General features: G+C 46.5%; 7 protein-coding genes. 5 read left to right on the plus strand and 2 right to left on the minus strand.

Features of this window, described 5'->3' with window-relative positions; genetic code table 11:
* Nucleotides 1-6 precede the first annotated feature (6 nt).
* Both QTP81_RS09835 and QTP81_RS09840 read right to left on the minus strand, forming a co-directional pair.
* Nucleotides 7-984 carry an alpha-ketoacid dehydrogenase subunit beta gene (locus tag QTP81_RS09835; protein WP_289365178.1) on the minus strand — a complete coding sequence of 326 codons (978 nt, stop codon included), beginning with the start codon at nucleotides 982-984 and terminating at the stop codon, nucleotides 7-9.
* Nucleotides 984-2,171 carry a thiamine pyrophosphate-dependent dehydrogenase E1 component subunit alpha gene (locus tag QTP81_RS09840; protein WP_289365179.1) on the minus strand — a complete coding sequence of 396 codons (1,188 nt, stop codon included), beginning with the start codon at nucleotides 2,169-2,171 and terminating at the stop codon, nucleotides 984-986. Before QTP81_RS09840 ends, QTP81_RS09835 begins: the two co-directional genes overlap by 1 nt.
* 433 nt (nucleotides 2,172-2,604) lie before the next feature.
* Here QTP81_RS09840 and QTP81_RS09845 point away from each other — a divergent pair, with 433 nt between their 5' ends.
* The 5 genes from QTP81_RS09845 to QTP81_RS09865 all read left to right on the plus strand — a co-directional run bounded on the left by QTP81_RS09845 (nucleotide 2,605) and on the right by QTP81_RS09865 (nucleotide 12,158).
* Nucleotides 2,605-7,503, plus strand: coding sequence for a S8 family serine peptidase (locus QTP81_RS09845; protein ID WP_289365180.1), 4,899 nt, complete (start codon nucleotides 2,605-2,607; stop codon nucleotides 7,501-7,503).
* Nucleotides 7,504-7,588: 85 nt separating this feature from the next.
* Nucleotides 7,589-7,837, plus strand: coding sequence for a hypothetical protein (locus QTP81_RS09850; RefSeq protein ID WP_289365181.1), 249 nt, complete (start codon nucleotides 7,589-7,591; stop codon nucleotides 7,835-7,837).
* Between the two features lie 104 nt (nucleotides 7,838-7,941).
* The gene (locus tag QTP81_RS09855) at nucleotides 7,942-9,762 is read left to right on the plus strand and encodes a DUF885 domain-containing protein (RefSeq protein ID WP_289365182.1); all 1,821 of its coding nucleotides are present in this window, start codon (nucleotides 7,942-7,944) and stop codon (nucleotides 9,760-9,762) included.
* A gap of 223 nt (nucleotides 9,763-9,985) precedes the next feature.
* Nucleotides 9,986-10,705 (plus strand): PEP-CTERM sorting domain-containing protein, encoded by a 720-nt coding sequence (locus tag QTP81_RS09860; protein ID WP_289365183.1) that lies wholly within the window; start codon nucleotides 9,986-9,988, stop codon nucleotides 10,703-10,705.
* Between the two features lie 613 nt (nucleotides 10,706-11,318).
* Nucleotides 11,319-12,158 (plus strand): hypothetical protein, encoded by an 840-nt coding sequence (locus tag QTP81_RS09865; RefSeq protein WP_289365185.1) that lies wholly within the window; start codon nucleotides 11,319-11,321, stop codon nucleotides 12,156-12,158.
* Nucleotides 12,159-12,227 lie beyond the last annotated feature (69 nt).

Below are 12,227 nucleotides of genomic sequence, written 5' to 3' on the forward strand. Positions count from 1 at the left end.
TTACCCTTAGTAATTCATTGTACGCTTAATAGCTTCGTAGGTTTTTAAATGATCCGGCATGTATTCCTTTTCGTGCGCCAGCGGATATGGCGTATCCAAACCACATACACGCGCGATGGGTGCTTCAAGATACAAGAAACATTTGTCTTGAATCGTCGCAGCGATCTCGCTTGCAAAACCGCCAGTTTGCGGCGCTTCGTGGTTAATTAACAAACGGCCAGTTTTCATTACTGACTCACTAATTCGCTGCGCATCCCACGGTAAGATACTGCGCAAATCAATCACTTCGCAGCTTACGCCGTCTTCACGTGCCATGGCTGCCGCTTGTTGTACAACTTCGACTTGCGCGCCCCAAGCAACTAATGTGATGTCAGAGCCCTCCTCGACCACATCAGCCTTGCCCAATGGCAGGGTATAATCTTCCTCAGGTACATCACTTACCGCGGCACGGTATAGGCGTTTTGGCTCCATAAACAATACGGGGTTGTCATCCCGCATTGACGCCAATAACAGGCCTTTTGCCTGATAGGGGTTACGCGGTACTACAATTTTAAGCCCCGGTGTATGTGCGAAGTAGGCTTCAGGGGATTGTGAGTGATACAAACCACCGTGAATACCGCCGCCGTACGGGGTGCGAATAGTCAATGAACCACAGCTAAATTGACCACCAGAGCGATAGCGCCATTTCGCCGTTTCGTTAACGATTTGGTCAAACGCTGGGAAGATGTAATCGGCAAATTGAATTTCCGCGACCGGAAACGAACCCTGTGCAGCTAAACCATTTGCAAAACCGATAATACCCTGCTCTGTTAGCGGTGAGTTAAAGCAGCGGTCTTTACCAAACTTTTCTTGTAAGTTACTTGTTGCTCGGAAGACTCCGCCAAAATGACCAACGTCTTCACCGAAAACCACGACCTTTTCATTGCGTTCCATTTCGGTGATCAGCGCATTATTAATTGCTTGGAGTAAATTCATCTTGGCCATTATTTGACCTCCGCTGACGTTTTCGGATAGTTATCCGGGTACTTTTTAATATGTGTTTTCAAATGAGTGAGTTGTTCTTCTAAGTGCCATGGAACCGTGTCGTATACATCATTTACCAAGTCATCAATGTCACATACGGCAACTTTTTCGGCTGTTTTCACCGCAGCAAGAATATCCTCACGTGACTTCGTAATGTACGCCTCGTGTTCTGCCTCGTCGAACCAACCTTTGCCTATAACCCATTGTTTAAAGCGGTTGATAGGATCTTTTAAGCGCCACTTGGCTTCTTCTTCTTTTGAGCGGTAGCCGGTTGGATCATCTGACGTTGAGTGTGCCGCTAAGCGGTAGGTCATAGCTTCAATCAATACCGGGCACTTGTCTTTCAATGCGATTTCACGGGCTTGTTGAGTTGCAATAAATACGGCAAGCGCATCATTACCATCAACGCGAATAGTTTTAATCCCGTATCCAATACCGCGAGAAGCGATACCGTCGCCGGCAAATTGCTCTTCCGCGGGTGTAGAGATGGCATACCCATTGTTTCGGCAGAAGAAAATAACCGGGCAGTTGAGTACAGCCGCCATGTTCAAGCCGGCGTGGAAATCACCTTCTGATGCAGCACCTTCACCGAAATAACAAATAGTCACTGCGTCATTGCCTTGTAGTTTCTGGCCATACGCATAGCCCGAGGCTTGCGGGATTTGGGTGCCTAATGGCGATGAAATGGTCATAAAGTTAAGCGCTTTATCACCATAATGAATAGGCATTTGGCGTCCCTTATTGGGGTCCAGTCGGTTACTGAACATTTGATTCATGAACTGTTCAGTGGTGTAACCGCGGTAGGCCAGAGCGGCTTGTTCGCGATATTGTGACATGATCATATCGTGTTCAAACAATGCTGCAGCGCTGGCTGTTGTAGCAGCTTCTTCGCCGGTACACGCTAAGTAAAAGCTAATCCGCCCCTGACGCTGGGCTGCAATCATACGCTCATCTAATAAGCGAATGTATTCCATAGTTTTTAGGATGCGCGTTGCTTGATCTTGGCTTAACTCAGGTGCGACTGCGCCCTTGAGTAGCTCACCATCTTCATTGAGCAATTGCAGCATAGGGATATCGACAATACCGTCTTCGATAATGTTCACCGATGTAGTCGATGACACCTTAGACAAGTGATTCCGGTCGTTCATGTAGACTCCGCGAATATATGTAGGGTTTTATTATTGAGCGCAAATGTTACGGCAACTGCGCTAGCCAGACGTTGCTTTTTCGACTTTTTGATACCAGTTAAATAAATTGTTTGTTTCAAAAATGTAAACAAAATTGAAATAAACATCCTACAAATTTAGATATGTGGGATCCCTGTCTTAAAGAACCACAATAAATGATAGTTTATTGCTCAATAGGCTGTGATCTATATGCGTTAAGTGCATATCAGAAAAAAGGAAATTTCTTTTTTATTGGCATTACAAAGCTGAAAAAAGTGTGCTAGAAATAGATGAGTGTCGATCAGATCGGCATTTTTTATGATCGGTGATGCATCAGTCATCACCAACACATAATAACAATAACCATTTAAATCCCAGGGACTTATTCCCACAACAGGAAGACGGAGGTTAACCTGTGAACCATAAAGTGACATTAGCTGTCTCTGCAGCTTTAATGTCAATGTCAGTTCATTCAGCCACCCAGCTGAGTGTCGCTGCAGTAAGCAGTTTTGATGTTGACGTTGAGCAGTTGCAGTCTGCACAGGCTATATCAGTAAACAAGGATCTAGACCGATCTTTGTTCAATAGCAAACGGACCTTTGTAAAAGAAAAAGGTCTTCTAGATAAACCCTACACTTATATTATTCACCTCGACAACGAACCAGTAGCTATCTATGACGGTGGCGTTGAAGGTTTTGCAGCAACGAATCCGAAGCATAAGCTTCGTGCTGCTTCTGCCGTTCAGCAACCGCAGCAGGTTAAGCTAGACGTTTCTGCACCAGAAGTCGTCGCTTATGCGTCGTACCTCGAGCAGCAACAAGCGTCTGCGCTCGCTCAAGTGCAAGAAATTGCCGGTAGCGCAAAAGTCTTAGCTCAGTATAAGTATGCCTTGAACGGTATGGCGGTTATGTTAACGCCAAGCGAAGCCGAAGCAGTTTCAAACATACCTGGGGTTAAATTTGTAGAACGCGACCAGTTGTACACACTCGATACTGATACAGGTCCAAGCCTAATCGGCGCGCCTGCAGTATGGGATGGTACGGCAAACAGCGGCACCGAAGTTCGCGGTGAAGGCGTTGTTGTCGGTATTATCGATAGTGGTGTAAACACTGACCACCCATCTTTTGCAGCGACAGATGCCGATGGTTACACGCACACTAACCCACTGGGTGATGGCGTTTACCTTGGTGACTGTGCAGGTGATTATCCTGAACTGTGTAACGCCAAACTTATCGGTGTATACAGCTACCCTGTAATAACTGACAACTACGATGACACAACAGTATTCCCAGCCGATTTACCTGAAAACGGTGAAGATTACGGCGGTCACGGTTCACACGTAGCAAGTACTGCAGCGGGTAATACCCTGTATGACGTGCCAGAAGTAACGCCAGAGTTTGGTGTTGAAGAAAGCTCTGGTATTCCAACTGGTTTTGAATTCGATCGTATCTCTGGTGTTGCACCTCGCGCCAACATCATTTCTTACCAAGTGTGTTTCGGTGGCCGTAGTTCGGCTGGTGATACCTATGGTGACTGTCCTGGAGCTGCAATTGCAGCGGGTATCGAATCAGCCCTTACCGATGGCGTAGATGTGATCAACTACTCTATCAGTGGTGGCGGTTTCCCTTGGAACAGTTCAACTGAACTTGCCTACTTATCTGCCCGTAACGCAGGTATCTTTGTTGCAACATCTGCCGGTAACGGTGGCCCTGGCGCAGCAACTACACCTAAGCATGCGCCTTGGTACACTGCGGTAGCAGCTGCTGAGCACGGCCGTTCTGTAGAGTATGATAAGACTATTGGTACATTCACTGGCGGTGATTCTGATCTTGCAGACATCGACGGTGTGAGTAACTCTGGTGGCATCACAGCGTCTATCGTGTATGCGGGCGACTATGAGAACCCGAACTCTGATGACGATCCAGCACAGTGTCTTGAGCCATTCCCAGAAGGTACATTCAGCGGTGAAATCGTTGTATGTGACCGTGGTTCAATCGCGCGTGTCCAAAAAGCCATTAACGTGGCAGACGGTGGCGCCGGCGGTTATGTTTTGGCTAATATCCAAGGCGGTGCTACGTCACTAAACAGTGATGCTTATGTAATCCCTGGTATTCACATTAGTGCAGATAATGGCGATGCGTTAAAAGCATGGTTAGCATCGGGTGAAGGTCACACAGCGACAATTACCGCTGCTACTGGTGAGCTAGTTATCGACGAAGATCGTGTAGACGTGCTTGCGGGCTTCTCTTCGAAAGGTCCTAACAGCAGTATCTCTACGCTAACTCCAACGATCACAGGTCCTGGTGTTAACATCTACGCCGCATACGCTGACCAACACTTCGGCCATGACGGCAGTGGTCCTGCGCCAAGTGATTATGATTACCTGTCGGGTACATCAATGAGTTCTCCGCACGTTGCCGGTGCTGCTGCACTTGTTAAGAGTGCGCACCCAACTTGGACGCCGGATAACATCCGTTCAGCGCTTGCGATGACTGCAGTACCTACGGTTAAGAAAGAAGACGGCGTTACCGCTGGCGACTGGTTTGACATGGGTTCTGGTCGTGTTCAAGTTGACCTAGCAGTTCAAGCAGGCTTGGTGATGGACGAGACTGCACAGAACTACTTAGATGCAAACCCACTTGAAGGTGGTGATCCACGTACATTGAACCTACCAAGCGTTACTGATGACAACTGTGTAGGCACATGTAGCTGGACGCGTACTGTAACGGCTACGCAAGATGGTACTTGGACTACATCTGGTGCAACGATTTCTGATGGTCTAGAAATTACTGTTTCTCCAGCTGAGTTCACGCTAGCTGCGGGTGAGTCACAAGAAATCACTGTTAACATCGATGCGTTCAGTGCTGAAAGCGACGTATGGTCATTCGGATTAGTTAATCTTGAATCAGACTCTGCGCCTAACATGCACTTGCCTGTATCGGTAATCGCGTCTAACGGTAGCGTACCAGAAGAAATCATTCTGGATGCTGGTCGTAACCAAGACTCGTACTTGTTAACAGACTTGATGGCTGTTGAAATTACTGACTTCCAATCTGCTGGCTATTCAGTCGTTGCTCCAACGGTTGTGGCAGGCGAAGTTGCACAAGACAGTGATAACTCATCAATTCTTGACGACTTAACTGATGGTCTATTTATCACCACTGTTGATGTGACTGATACTGACCTTCGTATGGTTGCCATGACAAGCGATTCAACGGCTCCAGACCTTGATTTGTGGGTTGTACTTGACCGTAACGGTGACGGCATCCCAACGGGTGACGAAGTGGTTGGTTTAAGTGCTTCTGCTTCAGCAGATGAGCGTGTTGATATTATGTTCCCAGAAGCCGGTATGTACTGGTTAATCGTACAAAACTGGGCAGCTTCTGCAGCAGATGCGGTTGACACGTTCAACCTCAGCTATGCGGTAGTTGACGCAACACCTTCTGACGCGATTTCTATCACTGGCCCATCAGCGGTACCACAGTTAACTGAATTCGATATTCGAATGACGTATGACTTAGGAGACGCAGTTGAAGGTGATATGTTCTTCAGTGTAGTAACCATGGGTACAGACGCAGATAATGCGGATAATCTAGGTACTATCCCTGTTGATATGACACGTGTACAAGACGACGTTCGCGTTATCGCACCTGACCTATCGCGTGTAGGCCCTGGTGATGTTGCAGACTTCGCAGTTGAAATTGCACCGAACTTCACGTTCGAAGATCGCGACTATGAAGTATCAGTAACAATTCCTGAAGGTGTTTCATTGGTAGACGGTTCAGTTGATGGCGATTACACCGTTGACGGTGACACCATTACATGGACACAAACACAAGCATCATTGCTTGCTGGCGGTATTCCTCCGTATATTTACGAAATTACCACCAACGCAACTGACGACATGTGTTTCAACCCATCGTTTGGTCCGTTCACTGGTGGCTTTGTTGACCTGGCAGCCTTTGGTATTGGCCAACAACCATTTGATGGTGACGGCGTAGCGGTTACTTTCGGTACTCCAGCTAACTTCTTGGGTACGTTGTATGAAGGTGTTACGGTAACTGAAGACGGCTATGTAACCTTTGGCAATGAGTTTGGCTCTACGCCTTGGGTTAACCAGTTAATGCCAAGTGCTGATGTACCAAACGGCGTTGTTGCACCATTCTGGCGTGATATGGAATTTGATCTTGCTAACGGTAGCGGCCTTCGCGTTGCAACTGCGGGTGCTAATTTCACGTTCTTCCAGTGGGATAACATGAAGCCTTGGGGCGCGTCAGATGAAGGCGATTTAGCGACTTTCCAAATCGTGTTCCAAAACGCAGCAGGCCCAACACAGCCTAACATTGTTATGTCGTATACGCGTATGGCGCATAACTTTGGTGATCAGTTAGGTACATCAATTGGTTATGAAGACCTCAGTGGTACAGTAGGTGCTACTACGCACTACCGTCCATACCCTGGCTCTTCAGCAACGCCAATTGGCAGTGTTGAAACTGATGCAGTAGATGGCTTGCAAGTGTGCTTGTACCAAGTAGAAACGCCTGCTACTCAGCTTGGCTTCTCAGTAATGGTTGACGCCGACAATGCCGGTGGTCCAATCCAGATGATGGCAATGTCTCAGGTGTTTGAATCTGGTACTACTGACGCCTTCCCTGGCACAGGCATGGTAGCGTCTGAAATCTTTGCTGACCTACAAGTTGAAGGTCCTCCAGTTGTATTGATTGATGGCCTAACTGAAGCTAACCTATCAATGGTAGAGCTAACAGAACTTGACCTTCCAGCAGTAGTAACCGAGCCTAACGGCGACGCGGTTGACCTATTGTGGAAACAAGTATCTGGCCCTGCAGCTGTAATTGCCGGTAACGGAATTGCAGAAGCGGTACTAGCGGCACCAGAGGTTACTGAAGACACCATGATCGTTCTAGAGTTAACGGCTACCGACAGTAACGGTAATTCAACAACCTCTATTGCGAATGTAATGGTACTTGACAACCTTCCACCAGAGCTAGCGATCAGTGCACCTATGTCAGTTGTAGAAGGCGATTCGATTACGATTTCGGTTTCAGCAACAGACAACGAAGGTGATGCAGTTGCGATTAGCATCAACGGTGTTGCAGGTAGTACCTATACCACTACAGCCCCAGTGACTAACGCTGACATGACAATGACATTTGAAGTTGTTGCCACAGACGGTGTTAACACTGTAACTGAGCAGGTTTCTGTTCAGGTGAGAAACAAAACGGGCGGTAGCATGGGTTGGATTGCATTATTGCTAATTCCAGCTATCTGGTTACGTCGTAAGACAATGCACTAAGTTTTAGTGTTTACCAATAAAGGGTCGCAATGCGGCCCTTTTTTTTGCTTTAATAAAAAGGGTTCCAAAGAAAGAGCAGGTTTTTATGGAAAATGTAACTGCGTTTATTAGTCATTTGCTTAACGACATTCCTGAGTCGATCTCTTTACAATACTTGTTTGAAGATAAGTTTTTGGACGTAGTAGAGTTAGATTACCAATACGCTTATGAAGTACCCCATACTGGGGGACTGTATTCGGCACCCAAACCTGCGGTTCAATTGAGTAACGATGTCTGGTTATTAATATCTGACCTTGAAGGCGATAAATTAAGACTCAATCATATAGCGTCGTAACATCCGCTTACAAAACCATTCACTATCACACATTTATTCCATCGAAATCGACACCTCCCTGTACTAGTATCTCGGTGCAAAATAATAAGTACCCAGGAGTACCAGTGAAACTTGTTAACACCCTTTTACTCGGCAGTGCGTTACTTGCCGGTGCATCAGCGCCCTTATTAGTCGCCGCCAATACTGACACCGCCGCTGCGGTAGCCTCACAGCAACAAACCGCCCATGAACAACTATTTGCTTTATTTGCCGACTCTAACGAGCGTACATTGGCATTAAACCCCATTGCCGGTTTATTCCGTGGTGATATGCGCCGAGCTGATCGCATCGGTGACTACCTGACTGACGCACAATACCTTGCTTCAAGAACTGACACCTTGCTGAATTTAGAAATGCTGAAGCACATTGATCGCAGTGCGTTAAGCGACACCGATAAAATTGCCTACGATGTGTTTCAGTACAATCAACAGCAGGCGCTTCTTGGCCAAACGGAGGCTATTCGCGCGCTGACTATTGTCCGCCCGGTTAACCACTTCAGTGGTTTCCACACGTTTTATCCAACCTTCGCCAGTGGCCGCGGTGCAGCGCCATTTGAAACATTGGAAGACTATCAAAACAACTTGTCGCGCCACAAAGACTACATCGCTATTAACGATCGCGCGATTGAGTGGTTCAAAGTCGGCATGGAAACTGGCGTGTATGAAACCAAACTCACCATTGAACGCGTGATCAGTCAGCTTGATACACAATTGGGTTTAGCCGTAGAAGACTCTCAGTTTATGGGTCCTGTGGGCATGTTTCCTGAAGATTTCACTGACGCACAGAAAGCCCAATTAACCAAAGAATACCGCGCAGCCACTGAAGCGATTTATGCAGCGAACACTCGTATGCGTGATTTCTTGCGCGATGAGTATCTCGCAGTCGCGCGTGAAACGGTTGGGTTAAGCGATATGAAAGGTGGCGCTGAGCTTTATCAACAATTAGTAGAAAGCACAACCACCCTGCCCTTAACCCCGGATTACTTGCACAATTTAGGCCTTGAAGAAGTCGCCCGGATCAAATCCGATATGCTGGCGATAAAAGACGAAGTTGCATTTGAAGGCACATTAAACGAGTTCTTTGATTTTGTGCGCACCGATCCTCAGTTCCACCCAGAAAGTCGTGAAGCACTCACCCAAAGCTACTACGACATTGGCAAGCAAGTCGATGAGCTCATTGGCGAGTACTTCTCGTTGCTTCCTAAGTCAGCACTTGAAATTAAACCTTATGATCCATCCATTGAGCAGTTCAGTGCGGGTGGCTCATACCAGTCTGGCACGCCGGATGGCTCGCGTCCCGGTACGTTCTACTTCAACGCGTACGACCTACCCAGTCGCTTAACTACCGGTAACGTAACCCTGTATTTGCACGAAGGTGCGCCAGGTCACCACTTCCAGATTAGCCTAGCGCAAGAAAACGAAGATTTACCGGCCTTTATGCGCTTTGGTGGCAACACCGCGTATGTTGAAGGTTGGGCGTTGTATGCAGAAACACTGGGTTATGAAATGGGCTTTTTTGACAACCCCTGGAATCGTTACGGCACCCTGCAAGACGAACAATTACGCGCTATGCGTTTAGTGGTAGATACCGGCATACACGCCAAAGGCTGGAGCCGTGAGCAAGCGATTGAATTTATGCTGGATAATTCCGGTATGACACGCACCGAAGTGGTTGCTGAAGTTGAGCGTTATATCGCTATTCCATCACAAGCACTCGCCTATAAAGTCGGCGCGCTTAAAATTCAGGAAATGCGCAAAAACGCTGAAGAGACTTTGGGTGATAAGTTCGACATTCGCGAATTCCACGCGCAGATCTTAAACACCGGGGCTTTGCCATTAGCGGTGTTGGAGAAGAAAATACAGCGCTGGGTTGAGAGCCAGATTTAGTCGCTGAATGTCACTCTAAAACAAAGCCCGCGCTCGCGGGCTTTGTTCATTAATAAAGTCATTCGAGCAAACATACTTTTAGTGTCGAGATTATTTACACACACTTAACAAATTACTTCACCACTTCTTTATCCCATTGTTTTTAATACCTTTTTAATTATGGCCCCAATTATGCAATATACTTTACGAAAGCGTTGATTACCGATTTTTAAGGAGTTATCAAATGATCAAGCGAGTCCTTTTATCCGCAGTGTTTATGTTGTCATTGGTGGCAAGTAATGCAAATGCCTCACTTATTTACGCTATTGGCGATGTTGATGCGGTTAACACCTCTGGGCGCCCAGTAAACTTAACGTTACTCAATAACATGCTAGGCACTAACCAAAACGTGTTGATGATTGGTAGTTGGGCGACAAACGGACGACTCACTAATCTAACGTCGGTATGGAGTGGTTTGTCAGGCGTTAACGTTACAGTTAATGCGGTTGAAAACGTCACCAATGCAGATGTTGCCGGTTTCGACTTTATTCTTTATATGCAAGACGCATTCAATACTAACAATTCAAGCAGTGCTACTTACAACGTGTTGAATAACTTTATTCTCGGTGGCGGCGATTTCTTGTTTGTTAGTCAGAACCTTGGCAATAACGCAAGAAGCGTGTCATACAACAACTTTTTAGCAGGTATCGGTTCTTCATTGCGCACTACAACGGCCCCTTGTGGTGGTACCAGTACCATAGCGAGCGACCCTCTTACCGCGGGTGTGAGTGACTTTCTCATTTCAGGCTGTAATCAGGTTACCGGTGGTACTGCATTGGTAACAGCCAATACAGTCGCTGTCGCATATGAACGTATTGGTGCAAGCTCTGACGTTCCAGAGCCTGCGACACTTGGCCTTGTTGGTTTGATGTTATTGGCAATGCGCCGAATTCGTCAAAACTAATCGTTCAATCAATAAAAGAAAAAGGCAGCCTTAGCTGCCTTTTTTAACGCTTGAAGACTAGCAAAATAACTTATCACGCCACAGAGCTAAATAGCGAATAATGATCGCGCGATTGACGCCGTACAGGTATGGATTTGTGGGCAAGTTCCCTGAAGATTTGACTGATAAAAAAAACGCTTAACTGACGAATGCCTTAGCGTAGTGCTTGGAACGGTTGGGGGAAGCGATATGAAAGGCAGCGCTGAGCTATACCAACAGTTAGTTGAAAGTATTTAGGTGATAAATTCGATATCCGCGAATTCCACGCGCAGATCTTAAGCACCGAGGCTTTGCCATTAGCGGTGTTGGAGAAGAAAATACAGCGCTGGGTTGAGAGCCAGATTTAGTCACTTACTGTCACTCTAAAACAAAGCCCGCGCTCGCGGGCTTTGTTTATAGTTTTTTAACACTTACGCAACACAAAACCGTCAGGATTATTTACAACTCTTCTAAATACTCGCCGCCTAAAAATCGTAACTTGATGATAAGGCGCCCTATTTACGACTCGGTACGAATCCTGCTTACTTTTTGACCAACCTTCAATATGCAAGTTAACGTGACACAAGGAAATAGTATGTCGGCTATACAAAAACGTTTTACTTCATTGATCGGCGCAGTTTGCTTATGTATTTCAATGACCCTTCCAACACAGGCTACAATTATAACCAATGGCTGCGCGGGCGTAAGCTCATGTACCTTGGATGAATTATTTGCGGGTGGTTCAATCGGGATCGATGATGTTACTTTTGGTAACTGGTTCAGCATCTTTAATGAAACCTATCAAGAAGATTTTAATACCGATAGCGTAACCACTGGCACAATAAACACGTCGGGTATCACTGTTGCAGGTATTGACTCAGCAGCAACCGGAAATGCCAATGAATTCACCCTGGGTCTTATGTTTTCGGCCGCCTCTGCACTGCAAATCCTCGACATCGTTGGTGACTTTTTATCTACGATGGAGCTGGATTTTGGTTACAATGCTTCGGCTGTAAATGCCACCACGATTACTGCTGCAAGCCTAACCTTGGGTAATCGCTTTGTGGAAGACTTTGACAGTTTAGTGGAAGTGAGTTTGGCATCATCGGTGTTTACCAATAATTTAGAAACGTTTGAGCGTTTCTTTGAGTTTGATCAGCCGCAAAAAAGTATCAATAATAGCGATTCTGAAAGTTTTGCTGGTGTTAGCGTACTAGATTTGGCGACTATTATAGATTTAGAAGTGGACTCCTACGACGAACCTGGCCACCTATTGCTACAAGATGTCACCCTAGATAGCTTCACCGTAATGCTAACGGTGCAAACTTCATCCACTCCCCCTCCACCTCGCCCCGTAAATGCGCCAGCAACACTTGGTTTGTTTATCGCTGTTATGGGCTTAGTTCTAATGCGTGGTCGAAAGACGCGCCACTAAAAATTACTCTACGCATCAAACCTTTTTGATGCGTATTTCATTCACTTCGGTATTGGCTAATCGATCGTT

Source organism: Neoalteromonas arenosi, from assembly GCF_030362855.1.
In the GTDB taxonomy this organism is placed as follows: Bacteria; Pseudomonadota; Gammaproteobacteria; order Enterobacterales; family Alteromonadaceae; genus Alteromonas_E; species Alteromonas_E arenosi.

What these genes read in the sequence shown, in the direction of transcription:
- QTP81_RS09835 (WP_289365178.1), bottom strand. Translation starts at nt 984, where the DNA reads ATGGCCAAGATGAATTTACTCCAAGCAATTAATAATGCGCTGATCACC.
- QTP81_RS09840 (WP_289365179.1), bottom strand. Translation starts at nt 2,171, where the DNA reads ATGAACGACCGGAATCACTTGTCTAAGGTGTCATCGACTACATCGGTG.
- QTP81_RS09850 (WP_289365181.1), top strand. Translation starts at nt 7,589, where the DNA reads ATGGAAAATGTAACTGCGTTTATTAGTCATTTGCTTAACGACATTCCT.
- QTP81_RS09860 (WP_289365183.1), top strand. Translation starts at nt 9,986, where the DNA reads ATGATCAAGCGAGTCCTTTTATCCGCAGTGTTTATGTTGTCATTGGTG.
- QTP81_RS09865 (WP_289365185.1), top strand. Translation starts at nt 11,319, where the DNA reads ATGTCGGCTATACAAAAACGTTTTACTTCATTGATCGGCGCAGTTTGC.